The sequence below is a fragment of the Mitsuokella jalaludinii DSM 13811 genome, from assembly GCF_000702905.1.
Classification (GTDB): domain Bacteria; phylum Bacillota; class Negativicutes; order Selenomonadales; family Selenomonadaceae; genus Mitsuokella; species Mitsuokella jalaludinii.
In genome coordinates, this window is record NZ_JNKR01000005.1 from 19,211 (window position 1) to 35,822 (window position 16,612).

Below are 16,612 nucleotides of genomic sequence, written 5' to 3' on the forward strand. Positions count from 1 at the left end.
GTCATGAGACGCGGCTCATGAATGGTGTCGTCTCGAGGTAGATCTCGAAGGTGCGCGGCCACGGGAAGCTCATGTCGGCCTGCATGTCGTGGAGCTGCAGATAGATGGTGCCCGAGGGCGCAGCGACGGGGAAGGGCGCGCGGAAGGCGGCCGTGTTCTTGTAGACGAGCAGGTGGCGCGTCATCGAGGTGCGCAGCATGAGGTTGGCCCAGCGGTAGTTGTGGTCGAGGTCGAGGTCGGCTGTGTTGGTGTAGCCGGCCTTCTTGAGCGTGCCGTTGATGGTGTCGATATCTTCCTTGAGGTAGAAGTAATCCTCGAGGATGCGGTTCTCGAGGAAGCGGACCTGCGCGGCGGCGAGGCCGATGGCTTCATCCTCGCCGCTCACTGTTTCCAGCGAGGAACGGTAGAGGCAGGCCTGGGCAATCGCCGTGCCGAGGGCGTTGCTCGTCGTGTTCCAGCCTGCGTAGGCGAGCAGATGGTTGACAGGGAAGGCGGCCGCGATGAGCTGTGGCAGGACTGTCTCATCGGCGTTGAAGTGCTTGCTGAGGTCGACGAGTGCCGTCGGCTGCCCCTTGGCGAGGTTGTCTTCGAGCAGGCGCACGCAGGCACCGCGGCTCCAGAGCGTGTCCTTGTCGGTGTCGTTCGTCGAGACGAGCAGCGTGAAGTCGGCCTCTTCCGGCGAGGCGGCGAGTGAGCCGCCCGTCAGGCGTATCTTCTCCTCGGTGCAGACGCCCGTCGAGACGGCCATGTAGGGCATGACGCGGTCGCGCGCGCCGGGGTCGTTGTAGGCGACGAAGATCTTCGGCGCATAACCAGTCTGCTCGTTGTGCCAGGCGGCGAGCAGCGACAGGGCAATCTCATCGGCGCCGTGCGTCAGGAAGACCTGGCGGTCAGAGAGGCCGAGGCTCTTGATGTAGTCCAGGAGCGCATACTTCTCGATGTTTGGGATGCCGTACTCCTCGCCGTCGTCCTGACCGAGCACGAGGCGCGTCAGCGTGCCCTCGTGCGTGAGGTCGATGAGCCGTTCGTTGAGTGTGGCGTTCTCCCGGAAGTGTGCGAGGTAGCGCTCCAGGCTTGCGGGCGGGATCTTCGCCTTGAGGGCGGCGAGTTTCGTTTCGTCGACGGGCAGCCCTGCAGCCTGTCGGCCGGCGAGGCGCGAGTAGGCCATGATGTCGCGCCTCTCGTCGTAGCCGTCGATCGTGTCCTGCGGCGTCAGTCGCGGCAGGATGCTGAAGGCGTAGATGGGCACGGCGGGATTGGCTTCGTGGAGCTCGCGCAGGAAGGCGAGGAACTCCTCGACCTCTGCAGATGTGGCCTGCTTCTCGCGGGCCGTCAGCAGGCCGCCGTAGAGCAGCTGGTCGACGGAGAGGAAGACGGCGTCGGTCGTTCCCTTGGCCACTTCCTCGAGCAGCCAGCGGCGCATGGCCTTCGTGTCGCCAGGCTGCGAGTAGTAGTCCTGCAGCTCGTGTGGCGGCGTCACGACCTCCGTGCCGCCGATGCGGCCCGCGTCGATGACGAACTGGCGGCATGGCGGGCGGCCGTCGAGCGGCACGAGGATGACATGATGCGCCGTCGTTTCCTGCGGCGAGACAGGCGTGCCGGCCGGATGGCGCAGGGCCCGCAGATTCCAGAGACCGAGCGCGAGGAGCGGCACGAGCATGAGAATCAGGAGAGCGCGGCGCTTTCGATATCGTTCCAAAGAGATGTCCATCCTTTCTCTACAGATGTTTGATACACGTCAGTTAATTATACCATAAAGGTTCACGAAAGCGGCAAAGTATGGTAGAATGAATCTGTTTATAGGCTTTTGATTTGGAGTGGAATATATGAGAATCATAACGGGGTCGGCGCGGGGCTGTCGCCTCAAGACGCCGAAGGGCCAGGCGACACGGCCGACGTCGGACCGGATCAAGGAGTCCCTGTTCAACATCCTCGGCCCGAAGGTGTACGGGCGCAAGGTGCTCGACATCTTTGCGGGCACAGGGAATCTCGGGCTCGAGGCGCTGTCGCGCGGCGCAGCGTCGGCCTGCTTCGTCGACCAGGCGACGGCGGCGCTGATCCGCGAGAATGCGGTGCACACGCGCCTGCAGGACAAGGCTGCCGTGCACGGCTGCGATGTCTTCGCGCAGCTCTCGCGCTTTGCGCAGGGCGGGGAGTCCTTTGACCTGATCTTCTGCGATCCGCCCTACCACAAGGGCCTCGCCTGGCGGGCACTGACGTTTTTCGACGAGAGCACGGTGCTCGCTCACGCCGGCATCCTCGTCGTCGAGCACGGCGCGGATGAGAACGATATGCCGGAGCTCTCGGAGCTTCGCTGTGTGCTGAACCGCCGCTACGGCCGCACGACGCAGCTGAGCTTCTTCCAGCGCAAAGCGTACCTGAAAGAGATAGAGGAGGCGGAGCAATGAGGCGAGCCGTTTGTTCAGGCAGTTTCGACCCCGTGACGAATGGCCACATCGATATCTTCGAGCGCGCCAGCACGATGTTTGACGAGATCATTATCTGCGTGTTCCACAATGTGAACAAGCAGGCGTTCTTCCCGGTCGAGGAGCGCGTGCGCTTCCTGCGCGAGGCGACCGCGCACATCGAGAATGTCAGGGTCGACTCGTTCTCGGGGCTCATCACGGACTACATGAAGGCGCATGAGGCACATGTCATCGTGCGCGGCGTCCGCTCCATCAAGGACCTCGAGTACGAGCAGAACGAAGCCTATATGATCCGCCATCTGGAGCCCGATATCGACACGGTCTTCCTCTTGACGCGGCCGGAGTATTCATTCGTGAGTTCCTCGGGGATCCGGGAGCTCATCCGTTTCCACGGTGATGTGCACGGCCTGGTACCACCCTGCGTGGAGCAGGCAATCCAGATTCTAGGACAAGAAAGGGAGTAAGCGGAATATGGGAGTACGCGAGACTTTAAATAAGATCGAGAACATGGTGGCCACGGCCAAGACCTTCCCGTTCACGGGCCACATCCTCATCAACGATAACGACCTCGTCCACTACGTCGAGGAACTGCGCAATGACCTGCCGAAGGAACTCGATAAGGCAGAGGTCATCATGAAGGAGCGCGACCAGATCATCGAGGACGCGCGGCGCGAGGCGGAGCACATCCGCACGGAGGCGGAGCGCCAGGCTGCAGCGATGGTGGAGAACAGCGAGATCGTCTTGAAGTCGAAGCAGCGCGGCAAGGAGATCCTGCAGGAGACACAGCAGAAGGAGACGGCGATGGTCCAGGCCGCAGAAGCGCAGGCGCGGGAGCTCCAGAACAATGTGGACGCCTACGCAAACCAGGTCTTCGAGCAGCTGATCGCGCATGTCTCGCGGACGTTTGACGGCGTCCAACAGGCGCAGAACGGCGTGCAGCAGGCCGCCGCAGGTGTCCAGCAGGTCACGCAGGGACTCCAGCAGGCATTGCAGGTCCTGCAGACGGCCAAGGCGGGGCTCAATCAGCCACAGCCGCCCCTTCCTGCACAGTCGGCACCGGCGCAGGCCCAGACCGCGGCAGAGGAGAAGCCGGCAGAAGAATGAGTGCGTGAGAATGCATGCAAATGATGGCCTATGATGAAGATCATGGGCCTTTTTGATTCTTGACAGGAGGATGAGGAGCGCATGACGGATGCGGAGATCGTGGCGATGCTTCGCCGCTATAAAGACGGGCGTCTCTCGGAGCGGGAGGCCGTGGCATACTTGGAGAAGTCTTCGGTCGAGGAACTCGGTTTTGCGGAGGTCGACCATGCGCGCGAAAGGCGCCAGGGCTTCCCAGAGGTCATCTACGGCGAGGGCAAGACGGGGGAGCAGGTGCTCGCCATCATGGAATCGCTCGCGAAGAGCAGTGCAGGCAGCGTCATGGCGACGCGCATGAGCGCGGAGAAGGCCGCCTTTGTGCAGGAAAGACTGCCGGAGGCTGAGTATGATGCGGTTTCACGTATCCTCTACATCGAGCGGCCTGCCAGACGCGACGCAGCGCACATGGTCCTCATCCTGTCGGCCGGCACGAGCGACATCCCCGTGGCGGAGGAAGCGCGCCTCACAGCGCACCTCTATGGCAACGTGGTCAAGGTGCACTACGACTGCGGCGTAGCGGGCATCCACCGGCTCTTCGCCCACAGGGCGGACATCGAGGCGGCCAACGTCATCATCGTTGTCGCCGGCATGGAAGGCGCGCTCACGAGCGTCGTCGGCGGACTGACGGACAAGCCGGTCATCGCCGTGCCGACGAGTGTCGGCTACGGCGCGGCCTTCCACGGCGTCACAGCACTCCTAGCAATGCTCAGCAGTTGTGCCGCGGGTGTCAGCGTCGTCAACATCGACAACGGCTTTGGCGCGGGCGTGCTCGCGAGCAGGATCAACCATCTGCGCTGAAAAGGCGGAGAAGATAGAGGAGATGCATTTATGAAAGCGATTTATCTCGACTGTTTTTCGGGCATCAGCGGCAACATGCTGCTCGGGGCCTTCCTGCAGGCAGGCGTGCCGGAGGCGTATCTTCGCGCAGAGCTCGCGAAACTGCCACTTGAGGGCAGCTATGTGATGAAGGTGGAGCCCGTCATGAAGAATGGCATCGCCGCCTGCTATGTCGATGTCAGGCTTCCCCATCATGATGACCATCATGATGGGGAACATGGGCACGAGCATCGCACGATGGCGGATATCCGCGCGCTGATTGAAGCATCCGCGCTGTCGGAGGCGGTCAAGGCGCGCAGCCTGGCCATCTTCCAGACGCTTGCGGAGGCGGAGGGCAAGGTGCACGCGCGCCCCGCCGACACGGTGGCGTTCCACGAGGTCGGTGCGGTCGACTCCATCCTCGACATCGTCGGCGCGGCCATCTGCCTCGACTACCTGGGCATCGAGCGTGTCTTCGCCTCAAAGGTCAACACGGGCTCGGGCTTCGTGCACTGCGCGCACGGCCTTATGCCAGTGCCCGCGCCAGCGGTGGCCGAGCTCCTGCTCGACTGGCCGAGCTATCATGCCGGCGCCGAGAAGGAGCTCACGACGCCGACGGGCGCGGCCTTCCTGCGCAGCCAGGCTGCCTTCTCGGAGAGCCTGCCGGAGGGGTTCCGCGCAGCTGGCGCCGCCTATGGTGCCGGTACCTGGGATCTTGCCATCCCCAATGTGCTGCGCCTCTATATCGGCCAGCTTGATGAGGCAGCGGAGAACGGGCAGGGGACGGATTTCCTGGTGCTCGAGACGAATATCGACGACATGAGCCCACAGGTCTACGGCTATCTCTACGAGCGCCTTTTCTCGGTCGGTGCTCTCGACGTCTGGACGACGCCCATCGTCATGAAGAAGACGCGGCCGGCCGCGATGCTCTCCGTGCTCTGCCGCACGGGCTCGAAGGATGCGTGCGCCTCCGTCATCTTGCGCGAGACGACGAGCATCGGCCTGCGCGTCCGCAAGGTGGCGCAGCGCATCGAGGCGGAGCGCGAGACGGTGCACGTCGCGACGCCGTACGGCGAGGTCGCCTGCAAGCGAGCCTTCTGGCACGGGGCGCTCGTCAACAGCAAGCCGGAGTACGAGGACTGCTGCTTATTGGCGCGCCGCGCAGGTGTGCCGCTGAAGCAGGTGGAAGAGGCCGCGCGACTGGCCCTCGCCGCGCTTGCCTGCGATGGACTGCGAGAGAGTAAGAGCTGAAATGCGAAAAGAGTCCTTTACAACACGATGAAGATGTCGTATAATGAGTCCTGTTGAAATCAAGATATGTTGTAACAAGGTTCGCGTGTTACTGGTCATGCAGGCATCAGCGAAGAGCAGCAGATCCCGTTTTAGAGGAAGGGGATCTTTGTAGTTGCTTTTTGCTGATGCCTTTTTTGTCCCTGCACGCGGCGGGAAAGGACGGTCTCATGAAAGACGAAATCTTCAGCGTACTGCAGCGCGTCGGCCGCAGCTTCATGCTGCCGGTCGCTGTGCTGCCGATTGCCGGTATCCTGCTCGGTATCGGCGCGTCGTTCACCAACCCGACGACGATCAAGACGTATGGTCTCGAAGCCATCTTTGGCGATGGCACGCTTCTCGGCGGTCTTCTGACCATCATGGCCAGCGCGGGCAGCACGATCTTCGGCAACCTGCCGATCATCTTCGCCGTCGGCGTCGCCATCGGCATGGCCAAGGCGGAGCGCGAGGTCGCGGCTCTCGCGGCCATGATCTCCTTCTTTGTCATGCACAGCGCCTGCAATGCCATGCTCAAGCTCAACGGCCAGATCCTGCCGGACGGCACCATTGCGCCGGGCGTGCTCGAGGGCACGATCGCGAGCTCCTGCGGCATCATGTCGTACCAGATGGGCGTCTTCGGCGGCATCATCGTCGGTATCGGCGTCGCGTACCTCCACAATAAGTTCCACAAGATCATCTTGCCGAACGCGCTGTCGTTCTTCGGCGGCTCGCGCTTCGTGCCGATTATCTCGACAGTCGTCTACCTCTTCGTCGGCATCGGCCTCTACTTCGTCTGGCCGCTGGCACAGCAGGGCATCTTCGCGCTCGGCAGCCTCGTCACGGGCACGGGCTATGTCGGCACGCTGATCTTCGGCATCATCAAGCGCGCCCTGATCCCGTTCGGCCTGCACCACGTCTTCTACCTGCCGTTCTGGCAGACGGGCGTCGGTGGTTCGATGATGATTGACGGCCAGCTCGTCCAGGGCGGCCAGAACATCTTCTTCGCGCAGCTCGCCTCGCCGGATGTCGCGCACTTCAGCGCTGACGCGACGCGCTACTTCTCCGGTGAATTCATCTTCATGATCTTCGGTCTGCCGGGCGCAGCACTCGCCATGTACCGTTGCGCGAAGCCGTCGAAGAAGACGGCCGCCAAAGGTCTCCTGCTCTCCGCCGCCCTGACCTCGATGCTCACGGGTATCACGGAGCCGATCGAGTTCTCCTTCCTCTTTGTCGCACCGGCACTCTTCGGCGTGCAGGTCATCCTCGCTGGCGCTGCCTACATGATTGCGCATATGCTCAACATCGCGGTCGGCCTGACGTTCTCGGGCGGCCTGCTCGACCTCTTCATCTTCGGCATCCTGCAGGGTGAGGCGAAGACGAACTGGATGTACATCATCCCGGTCGGCATCATCTACTTCTTCCTCTACTACTTCATCTTCACTTGGATGATCAAGAAATTCGACTTCAAGACGCCGGGCCGTGAGGACGACGACGAGGAGACGAAGCTCTACACGAAAGCAGACTACCAGGCCAAGAAGGGCGCTGGCGCAAACGGCGGCTCGCAGCAGAGCGTCGAGGATGCCAAGAGCTCGATGATCGCACGCGGCCTCGGCAGCAAGAAGAACATCACATCGGTCGACTGCTGCGCGACGCGCCTGCGCTGCTCGGTAGCGGACTCCTCGCTCGTCAACGAGAAGATCCTCAAGGCGACGGGTGCCGTCGGCGTCATCGTCAAGGGCACGGGCGTCCAGGTCATCTACGGACCGCAGGTCGCTGTCATCAAGGCAAACCTCGAGACGTACCTCGAGACGGCCCCCGATGTCGAGCCAGAGCTCGATGCTCCGGCAGAAGCACCGAAGGCAGAAGAGGCGCCGAAGGCCGAAGAGAAGCCGGCTGCTGCACCGCAGGCCGCAACGCATGCCCTCTGCACGCCGGTTGCCGGCGATGTCCATCCAATTGCAGAAGCGCCGGACGAGGCGTTCGCGAGCAAGATGATGGGCGACGGCTACTTCGTCTACCCGACGGAAGAGACGGTCTACGCACCAGCTGACGGCGAAGTCGTCTTCGTCTTCGACACGAAGCACGCCATCGGCATGAAGGCCGCTGACGGCACGGAGTACCTGCTGCACATCGGCGTTGACACGGTCAACCTCGGCGGCAAGGGCTTCGAGGTATTCGTCGAGAACGGCCAGAAGGTCAAGAAGGGCGACAAGCTCATGCACTTCGATGACGCCTTCATCAAGGCAAATGCCAAGTCGGATGCCTGCCTCGTCATCTTCACGGGCCTGCAGGAAGGCCAGTCCATCGAGATGGAGAAGACGGGCGCAGTCAAGGCACTTGACGAAGTCGCGAAGTTCTGAGCAGATTCTATCATTATAACCGTATAATCACCGTAAAAAATCTCCTTGTATGGCTATAGCATATGACCTCGGAAATGGGTTATAATGATAGCATCATATAAGGGGGTTTTTTATGTTTCGTGTCATAAAGCCTTTGAACAACAACGGGCTCTTGGCGCTGACGGAGGAAGGAAAGGAAGTTATCCTGCTCGGCAAGGGCATCGGCTTCGGGAAGAAGAGCGGCGAGCGGCTCGGGCTCCTGCCGCAGGCCAAGGTCTACCACCTCATCACCGATGGGGAAAGCAGCGCCTTGCAGCGCATCAACGGCATCGATGCGCATGCGGTCGAGTTCGCGGCGCGCGTGCTCGACGAGGCGCGCAAGTCATTCCCTGACATGGCCGATGATATCCTGCTGCCGATGGCGGACCACATCGCGATGGCGCTCGAGCGCTGCCGGCGCGGCATTCGCCTGCCCAATCCTCTGCAGCACGACATCATGGCGATGTTTCCCGACGAGTACCGCATCGCTGAGCAGGGTATCCGCGCGATCGAGCGGGAAGATGGCGTAGAGCTGCCGCCTGAGGAGGCGGGCTACCTCTCCCTGCACATCCATGCGGGCATCAGCGAGCAGAATGCGGGCGACAGCCTGACGAACATCAGGCTGGCCGCCGAGTGCATCGCGGAACTTGAAGCAGAGCTCGGGCTGACGCTGCGGCGCACAGAGCTCAAGTACACGCGCCTCGTCAGCCACATCTGCTACATGATCCTGCGCATCCGCGCGCAGGAGGTGGTGCCCATCCAGATGGACGATTACGTGCGCAAGATGTACCCTAAGGCCTATGCGCTCGCAGAAAAGCTTTCAGTGTCGCTTTCCAGGAAGCTGCGCCTGCCCGTCGCGGCAGCGGAGACGACGCTGCTCGCCATCCACATCCAGCGCGTGCTCTGACCGTCCTCATGGCTCAGGCGCTGCGCGCAGGGATGCCCGAGGACAGTTGATACTTGACAAAGGAATGGGCACATCGCTATAATGTATGGAGGTTGATGCTGATATGAAAATAAACATTGCTGAATCGAATGCGGACTTCATGCAGGAGATTCCGTTTGCGTTCACGACGACGGCCGAAGCCATCGGCGCCGTTGCGGACGATTATGCCTTTGTGGGACCTCTGACGGTCGAGGGGCATATCGTCCACACGGGAAGCTGCTGGCGTGCGGAAGGCGTCATTCGCTGTACGAAATCCTTTGTGTGTGACCGCTGCCTGGCACCGTGCCAAGAGGAGCAGGAACATCCCTTCTCGGAAGAATTCCGCCGCACGGGTGAGATGGCTGAGGATGAAGAGGTCAATCGCTTCGACGGCGACCTCATCGATATCACGGAGCTTGTCCGCGATACCGTCCTGGCGGCTCAGCCGCTCAGCAAGCTCTGCAAGCCTGATTGCAAAGGACTCTGTCCCGTCTGTGGAGCAGACCTCAATCAGGGAGACTGTGGCTGCGACCGGTTTGTACCGGATCCGCGCATGGCCGCCTTGCAGGAATTATTGGCGAAAAATAAGAAATGAAACCGTAAGGAGGTGTATCCGAGATGGCAGTACCAAAGCGCAAAACTTCGAAGGCACGCCGCGACCAGCGCCGTGCAAACTGGAAGCTCGAGGCTCCTGGCTTCGTAGCTTGCCCGCAGTGCCACGAACCGAAGATGCCTCATCATGTATGCCCGGAATGCGGCTACTATGATGGCAAAGAGGTTGTCAAGGCAGCTGAATAAGAACAATACGATAAGCAGGACGAACGTCCTGCTTATTCTTTTTTTGCCCGTATTTGCTCATACCTGCCTTTATCATCGAAGAGATTTGCGCGGTGCGAGACTTGCTTTTTTAGGACAAACACCGTATAATGAATCCTGATATAAGGTTGTAATATCAGGTACTAAAATCTTGGAGAGGAGATGAAGGCATGGCAAGGGTCAAGAAGAAGGAGCGTCAGCAGCTCCTCCTGCAGCAGGTCAAGGAGAAACCGTTCCTGACCGACGAGGAGCTCGCCCAGAAGCTCAACGTCAGCGTGCAAACGATCCGTCTCGACCGTTTGGAGCTCGGCATACCGGAGCTGCGCGGCCGCATCCGCAAGATGGCGGAGAGTGCGCAGAACAAGGTCAAGTCCATCGAGAGCGGTGATGTCGTCGGCGAACTCATCGACCTCGAACTCGGCCATTCCGGCATCTCGCTGCTTCGCATCACGGATGATATGGTCTTCGCGAAGACGAAGATCGCCAAGGGCTACTACATGTTCTCGCAGGCCAATTCGCTGGCACTCGCGATCATCGATGCGCCGATGGCCGTCACCGGCGTGGCGAACGTCAAGTACAAGGTGCCGGTGCATGTCGGTGAGAAGCTCATTGCCAAGGCAGAGATCGTCAAGGTACGCGGCAATAAATATTTTGTCTGGGTCAAGACACGCAATGATACTCAGGAGGTATTCCGTGCGAAATTCATCATGGTTTCGTGGGGAGAGGAGTGAGGGGGAATTTCCGGCATGAAGATTGCAGTTGATGCCATGGGCGGTGATTACGCACCGCTCGAGATCGTTTTCGGTGCGGTGCGCGCCGCCAAGAAATACCATTGTGAGATTGTCCTCGTCGGCGATGAGGCGAAGATCCGTGAGGTCCTGTCGAAGGAGCCGGGCTGGGAAAAGCTCGGCATTTCCATTCATCACGCCTCGCAGGTCATCGAGATGGGCGAGCATCCGGCAGATGCGGTGCGCACGAAGAAGGATGCGTCCATCGTCGTGGCGACGCGCCTCGTCAAGGATGGCGTCTGCGATGCCGTGCTGTCGGCTGGCAGTACGGGCGCAGCCGTGACGGCAGCGCAGCTCATCCTGCGCCGCATCAAGGGTATCGGCCGCCCGACCATCGCGACGCCGATGCCGACGCCGAAGGGGGTCACGCTGCTCTTAGACTCTGGGGCTAATGTGGACTCGAAGCCGGAGCACCTCGTCCAGAGCGGCATCATGGGCTCGATCTATGCGGAATACGTCTTCAAGATCAAGAACCCGCGCGTCGGACTCTTGAACATCGGCGAGGAGGAGACGAAGGGCAATGAGCAGGCCAAGGCGACTTACGCGCTGCTCAAGAACATGCACACGATCAACTTCTGCGGCAATGCCGAAGGGCGCGATGTGCCCAAGGGCAACTTCGATGTCGTAATTTGTGATGGATTTGTTGGCAATGTTGTGCTAAAATTTGCAGAGGGACTGGCAAAGACAATCCTGAAACTCATCAAGGAGGCCATCAAGGGCGGCGGTATTCTCGCCAAGCTAGGTGCGTTCCTCCTGATGCCGACGCTCAAGAAGCTCGGCAAGCGCCTCGACGTCACGGAGTACGGCGGTGCGCCGCTCTTAGGTGTCAATGGCTGCTGCATCATCAGCCACGGCTCGTCGAACGCCAAGTCCATCTGCAGTGCAATCGGTGTGGCGAATGATTATGTCCGGGGGGATGTCCTCGCTCACATCCAGGATACACTTGCAAAGGAGGATATACTGACGCATGACGGAGAAAAGAAATAGCGCTGGTATCATAGGGACAGGCTGGTACGTGCCGGAGAAAGTCATCACGAATGAAGACCTCGAGCAGATGGTCGACACGAGTGACGAGTGGATCGTCGAGCGCACGGGCATTCATGAGCGCCGCGTGGCGCGCAAGGAACAGCCGACATCGGACCTCGCAGAGCGCGCGGCCCGCATGGCCCTCGAGAATGCCGGCGTGAAAGCCGAGGAACTCGACCTCATCATCGTCGCGACGATGACGCCGGACCGCACGATCCCGTCGACGGCCTGCATCCTGCAGGACCGCCTCGGCGCAACGAAGGCAGGTGCCTTTGACCTTTCCGCTGCCTGCTCGGGCTTTGCCTACGCAGCAGCAACGGCCTGCCAGTTCATCGAGACGGGCGTCTACCGCCACATCCTCGTGGTCGGCGCGGAGACGCTCTCGAAGGTCCTGGACTGGACGGACCGCAACACCTGCATCCTGTTCGGCGACGGCGCCGGTGCCGCTGTCTTTGGCCCGGTCGACAAAGGCTTTGGCCTCTTGAGCTTCGACCTCGGCAGCGATGGCGCGGGCGGCGACCTGCTCGACATCCCTGCAGGCGGCAGTCAAAAGCCGCTGACGGCAGAATCCCTGCTGATGCACGAGAACTGCATCCACATGGACGGCAGGGCGGTCTTCCGCTTCGCAGTCAAGATCCTAGGCGAGACGGTCGAGAAGTCGCTTGCGCGCGCGGGCATCGAGAAGTCGGAAATCGACTGGCTCGTGCCGCATCAGGCCAACACGCGCATCATTGATGCGGCGGCGAAGCGCCTGGAACTCCCGGCGGAGAAGGTCATCGTCGATATCGGGAAATATGGCAACATGTCAGCGGCGTCCATTCCGGTTGCCCTGGCGGAGGCGGTGCAGGCGCACCGCTTCAAGAAAGGTGATCTCATTGCCCTGGCCGGTTTTGGTGCCGGACTCACCTGGGCATCCTGCATCATGAAATGGGCTAAGGAGGACTAATCTGATGTTTGAAAATAATGCAATCTGTAAGTTACTCAACATAAAGTATCCAATCTTCCAGGGTGGCATGGCCTGGATCGGCACGGCTGAGCTCGCCTCGGCTGTCTCGAACGCCGGCGGTCTCGGCATCATCGGTGCCGGCCACATGCCGCCAGAGATCCTGCGTGCAGAGATCCAGAAGTGCAAGAGCTGGACGGACAAGCCGTTCGGCGTCAATGTCATGCTCATGAGCCCGTATGTCAAGGAAGTCATGCAGGTCGTCGTCGAGGAGAAGGTACAGGTCGTCACAACGGGTGCTGGCAACCCGGGCGAGTACGTGCCGGCGCTCAAGGAGATCGGCGCGAAGGTCATCCCGGTCGTCGCTTCGGTCGCGCTCGCGAAGCGCCTCGTGCGCTGCGGCGTCGATGCCCTGATCGCAGAGGGCACGGAGTCGGGGGGCCACATCGGTGAGATCACGACGATGGCCCTCGTGCCGCAGATCGTCGATGCTGTCGATGTGCCGGTCATCGGTGCAGGTGGCATCGCGGATTCGCGCGGCGTTGCAGCAGCTTTTGCGCTCGGCGCACAGGCCGTCCAGATGGGCTCCCGCTTCGTCATGAGCGAGGAGTGCATCGCGCATCCGAACTACAAGAAGATGGTCCTCAAGGCGAAAGACCGTTCGACGGTCGTCACGGGCCGCACGCTCGGCCATCCGGCACGCGTACTCCACAACAAGCTCACGCGCAAGTATCAGGAACTCGAGGCAGCCGGTGCTCCGGCAGAAGAGCTCGAGAAGCTCGGCGTCGGCTCCCTGCACCGCGCTACGCATGAGGGCGATGTCGACAACGGCTCCGTCATGATCGGCGAGATCTCCGGCATGCTCAACGACATCAAGCCGGTCAAGACGATCATCGAGGACATCGTTAGCGGCCTTCCGGGCGTCATCGAGACGATCGAGAACGACTGCAAATAAGACTGCCGTCGAGCAGACAGTTATCATACCATAATATATAAGCATAGATATGTATAGATAAGACAAGCAATACATCTATCGATTACGAGAAAAATAGAGCAGGGGGTAGTGAAACGTGAACAAACTCGCATTCGTATTTCCGGGTCAAGGCGCTCAGGCCGTCGGGATGGGCAAGGACCTTTTCGACCAGTATGATGTCGCCAAGAGACTCTTCGCTGAAGCTGACGAGGCGTTAGGATACTCCATCAAGGACATGTGCTTCGAGGGCCCGGCAGACGATCTCAAGCTCACGGCCAACACGCAGCCCGCCATCCTGACGGTCAGCGTCATCGTCAATGAGATTCTCAAGGAGCACGGCGTGCAGCCGGACGTTGCCGGCGGCCACAGCCTCGGCGAGTACTCGGCTCTCGTCGCAGCGGGCGTCCTCTCCTTTCAGGATGCCGTCGCACTCGTCCATAAGCGCGGCCAGTACATGCAGGAGGCCGTCCCCGTAGGAGAGGGCGGCATGGCAGCCATCATCGGCCTCGATGATGAGGTGATTGCTGCAGCCTGCGAGAAGGCGACGAAAGAGGCGGGCGAGGTCCAGCCGGTCAACTTCAACTGCCCGGGCCAGACGGTCATCGCCGGCACGACGCACGGCGTGGAAAAGGCCGTGGAGGAGCTCAAGGCAGCTGGTGCCAAGAAGGCCGTCGTGCTGCCGGTTTCCGCACCGTTCCATTCGACGCTCATGAAGCCGGCCGCTGAGAAGCTCGCCGCAGAGCTCGATAAGGTCGCCATCCACGATGCAGCGTTCCCCGTTGTCTCGAACTTCACGGGTGAGCTGGAGACGAAGGCAGAGGAGATCAAGGCAAACCTCGTCGCACAGGCTGACCATCCGGTCCGCTGGATCGCCTGCGTCAAGACGATGCAGGCCTTTGGCGCCGACACGTTCGTCGAGGCTGGACCGGGCAAGACGCTCTGCGGTTTCAACCGCCGTATCGACCGTTCCCTCAAGAGTCTCAATGTCGAAAACCTTGAAAGTTTGCAAAAAACGCTTGACTATTTGAAGGAGGTTCGTTAATATGCTTTTAGATGGAAAGGTCGCACTCGTGACGGGTGCGTCGCGCGGTATCGGTCGTGCCATCGCCATCCGACTCGCTTCGGAGGGCGCCAAGGTCGCCATCAACTTCGCCGGCAACCAGAAGGCTGCTGAGGAAGTCAAGGGCGAGATCGAGAAGAACGGCGGCGAGGCAATCCTCGTCAAGGCCAATGTGGCAGACAGCGCAGCAGTGGACGAGATGTTCGCGAAGGTCATCGAAGCGTTCGGCACGGTTGACATCCTCGTCAACAACGCCGGCATCACGCGCGACGGCCTGCTCATCCGCATGAAGGATGAGGATTTCGATGCCGTCATCGATACGAACCTCAAGGGCGTTTTCTACTGCACGAAGGCAGCGGCGAAGATCATGATGAAGAAGCGCAGCGGCCGCATCGTCAACATGAGCTCGGTCGTCGGCCTCATGGGCAATGCCGGCCAGACGAACTACGCGGCAGCGAAGGCTGGCGTGCTCGGCTTCTCGAAGTCGGCCGCCAAGGAGCTCGCGGCGCGCGGCGTCACGGTCAACATGGTCGCTCCGGGCTTCATTGATACGGATATGACGGCAGTCCTCTCGGACAAAGTCAAAGAGGCGATGGTCCAGGAGATTCCGATGCGCAAGATGGGACGCCCGGAAGACGTCGCCAATGCCGTACTTTTCCTCGTATCGGATTGTTCATCCTATATCACCGGTCAGGTCGTCAATGTAGACGGCGGCATGGTTATGTGATATAACTATATAGGATACTAATTTAAGGAGGTGAAACTTCATGTCGACTTTTGAAAAAGTTAGAGATATCGTTGTTGAGCAGCTGGGCGTTGAGCCGGACGAGGTCGCAATCGATTCTACCTTCATCGATGATTTGGGCGCTGATTCCCTGGATATCGTTGAGCTGATCATGGCTTTCGAAGAGGAATTCAACATTGAGATTCCGGACGAGGCTGCTGAGAAGATCAAGACTGTTCAGGATGTAGTTACCTACATTGACCAGCACAAGGACAAATAAGATTGAGCGTCTTACCTTTTGAGAATCCCGTGAAGTTGCTTCGCGGGATTTTCTTAAGAGGTAAAATGATTGGAGGAGTAACATTGAAACTTCCAGAGCTTAAGATTGGCAACAAGATTGCACGTTTACCGATCCAGCAGGGTGGTATGGCAATCCGCTTGTCAACGGCCCGTCTGGCCGCAGCCGTTGCGAACGAGGGCGGTATCGGCCTCATCGCTGCATCTGGCATGAGCCACGACGAACTGCGTTATGAGATCAGGCTCGCACGTTCGCTCACATCTGGTATCATCGGCATCAACATCATGGTTGCTGCCCGTGATTTTGCAGGCATTGTCAAGACGGCTATCGATGAGGGCATCGATCTCGTTGTAGCAGGTGCAGGCTTTTCACGCGATATGTTTGGCCTTGGCAAGGAGTCCGGGACCCCAATTGTCCCGATTGTTTCTTCTGTAAAATTAGCTAAAATCTCGGAGCGTCTTGGTGCAGCAGCTATTGTGCTGGAGGGCAAGGAGGCTGGCGGCCATCTCGGGACGAACACGTCGGTACGTGATCTCATCTCGGATGTCAGCGCAGCGGTCAAGATCCCGGTCATCGCGGCCGGTGGCGTCCTTCATGGCCAGGACATCGTTGATCTGATAAAGATGGGCGCAGCAGGCGTCCAGATGGGCTCTCGCTTTGCTGCCTCGGAGGAATCCAACGCAGCGCCAGCCCTCAAAGAATACTATCTGAAATCGAAGCCGGAAGACATCGTCGTCATCCACAGCCCGGTCGGCCTGCCAGGCCGCGCCGTGCGCACGCCGTTCTCGGCAAGGGTCCTCGAGGGTCCTGTGCCGCCGAAGACGTGCGATGCATGCCTCAAGGCCTGCAAGCATAATTTCTGCATCATCCGCGCGCTGATCCGCGCGCAGCAGGGCGATGTGGAGACGGGCCTCGTCTTCACGGGTGAATACATGCCGCGCATCGACAAGATCCTGTCGGTGCACGAGATTTTCGAGCAGCTCAAGAGAGAAGCAGAAGCTGCAGATTGATCCTGGGCGCCGCTGGGCGC

The 16,612-nt window shown here is 60.2% G+C and carries 18 protein-coding genes; 17 read left to right on the forward strand and 1 reads right to left on the reverse strand.

All coding sequences use genetic code 11. The annotated features are described in order from the left end of the window. Nucleotide 1: 1 nt before the first annotated feature. Nucleotides 2–1,699, reverse strand: coding sequence for a DUF4127 family protein (locus T518_RS04610; RefSeq protein WP_244881882.1), 1,698 nt, complete (start codon nucleotides 1,697–1,699; stop codon nucleotides 2–4). Nucleotides 1,700–1,826: 127 nt separating this feature from the next. Here T518_RS04610 and rsmD point away from each other — a divergent pair, with 127 nt between their 5' ends. From rsmD to T518_RS04695, 17 genes are all read left to right on the forward strand, one after another. Continuing rightward, nucleotides 1,827–2,408, forward strand: coding sequence for a 16S rRNA (guanine(966)-N(2))-methyltransferase RsmD (gene rsmD / locus T518_RS04615; RefSeq protein WP_036375968.1), 582 nt, complete (start codon nucleotides 1,827–1,829; stop codon nucleotides 2,406–2,408). After that, on the forward strand, nucleotides 2,405–2,890 hold the full coding sequence (gene coaD / locus T518_RS04620; RefSeq protein ID WP_036375971.1) for a pantetheine-phosphate adenylyltransferase: 486 nt from the start codon (nucleotides 2,405–2,407) through the stop codon (nucleotides 2,888–2,890). The genes rsmD and coaD overlap by 4 nt, the downstream gene beginning before the upstream one ends. A 7-nt stretch (nucleotides 2,891–2,897) precedes the next feature. Beyond that, nucleotides 2,898–3,530: an ATP synthase subunit B family protein gene (locus T518_RS04625; RefSeq protein WP_036375973.1), complete on the forward strand. Its 633-nt coding sequence runs from the start codon at nucleotides 2,898–2,900 to the stop codon at nucleotides 3,528–3,530. 81 nt (nucleotides 3,531–3,611) lie between these two features. After that, entirely contained in the window at nucleotides 3,612–4,364 is a 753-nt protein-coding gene (larB, locus tag T518_RS04630) for a nickel pincer cofactor biosynthesis protein LarB (RefSeq protein WP_036375976.1), read from the forward strand. Between the two features lie 30 nt (nucleotides 4,365–4,394). Next, nucleotides 4,395–5,633, forward strand: coding sequence for a nickel pincer cofactor biosynthesis protein LarC (larC, locus tag T518_RS04635; RefSeq protein ID WP_036375979.1), 1,239 nt, complete (start codon nucleotides 4,395–4,397; stop codon nucleotides 5,631–5,633). A gap of 209 nt (nucleotides 5,634–5,842) precedes the next feature. Continuing rightward, on the forward strand, nucleotides 5,843–8,011 hold the full coding sequence (locus T518_RS04640; protein ID WP_036376114.1) for a PTS sugar transporter subunit IIABC: 2,169 nt from the start codon (nucleotides 5,843–5,845) through the stop codon (nucleotides 8,009–8,011). 112 nt (nucleotides 8,012–8,123) lie between these two features. Beyond that, nucleotides 8,124–8,936, forward strand: a complete 813-nt coding sequence (locus T518_RS04645; protein ID WP_036375982.1) for a PRD domain-containing protein — start codon at nucleotides 8,124–8,126, stop codon at nucleotides 8,934–8,936. Between the two features lie 103 nt (nucleotides 8,937–9,039). Then, nucleotides 9,040–9,549 carry a YceD family protein gene (locus T518_RS04650; protein WP_036375985.1) on the forward strand — a complete coding sequence of 170 codons (510 nt, stop codon included), beginning with the start codon at nucleotides 9,040–9,042 and terminating at the stop codon, nucleotides 9,547–9,549. Between the two features lie 23 nt (nucleotides 9,550–9,572). After that, the gene (gene rpmF / locus T518_RS04655) at nucleotides 9,573–9,752 is read left to right on the forward strand and encodes a 50S ribosomal protein L32 (protein ID WP_005842638.1); all 180 of its coding nucleotides are present in this window, start codon (nucleotides 9,573–9,575) and stop codon (nucleotides 9,750–9,752) included. Nucleotides 9,753–9,940: 188 nt separating this feature from the next. Beyond that, a complete protein-coding gene (gene fapR / locus T518_RS04660; protein WP_005842640.1) occupies nucleotides 9,941–10,501 on the forward strand; it encodes a transcription factor FapR in 561 nt (186 codons plus the stop codon). 15 nt (nucleotides 10,502–10,516) lie between these two features. Then, complete coding sequence (gene plsX, locus T518_RS04665; RefSeq protein ID WP_005842641.1) at nucleotides 10,517–11,545, forward strand: phosphate acyltransferase PlsX; 1,029 nt, start codon at nucleotides 10,517–10,519, stop codon at nucleotides 11,543–11,545. Continuing rightward, entirely contained in the window at nucleotides 11,526–12,530 is a 1,005-nt protein-coding gene (locus T518_RS04670) for a beta-ketoacyl-ACP synthase III (protein WP_036375990.1), read from the forward strand. Before plsX ends, T518_RS04670 begins: the two co-directional genes overlap by 20 nt. Before the next feature lie 4 nt (nucleotides 12,531–12,534). After that, the gene (gene fabK, locus T518_RS04675) at nucleotides 12,535–13,482 is read left to right on the forward strand and encodes an enoyl-[acyl-carrier-protein] reductase FabK (RefSeq protein ID WP_036375992.1); all 948 of its coding nucleotides are present in this window, start codon (nucleotides 12,535–12,537) and stop codon (nucleotides 13,480–13,482) included. A gap of 115 nt (nucleotides 13,483–13,597) precedes the next feature. Beyond that, nucleotides 13,598–14,542, forward strand: a complete 945-nt coding sequence (gene fabD / locus T518_RS04680) for an ACP S-malonyltransferase (RefSeq protein ID WP_036375995.1) — start codon at nucleotides 13,598–13,600, stop codon at nucleotides 14,540–14,542. A 1-nt stretch (nucleotide 14,543) separates the two neighbouring features. Continuing rightward, a complete protein-coding gene (fabG, locus tag T518_RS04685) occupies nucleotides 14,544–15,287 on the forward strand; it encodes a 3-oxoacyl-[acyl-carrier-protein] reductase (RefSeq protein ID WP_036375997.1) in 744 nt (247 codons plus the stop codon). 40 nt (nucleotides 15,288–15,327) lie between these two features. Then, on the forward strand, nucleotides 15,328–15,564 hold the full coding sequence (locus T518_RS04690; protein ID WP_005842646.1) for an acyl carrier protein: 237 nt from the start codon (nucleotides 15,328–15,330) through the stop codon (nucleotides 15,562–15,564). 83 nt (nucleotides 15,565–15,647) lie between these two features. Continuing rightward, a complete protein-coding gene (locus T518_RS04695; protein WP_036376000.1) occupies nucleotides 15,648–16,592 on the forward strand; it encodes an NAD(P)H-dependent flavin oxidoreductase in 945 nt (314 codons plus the stop codon). The last annotated feature ends 20 nt before the right edge of the window (nucleotides 16,593–16,612 follow it).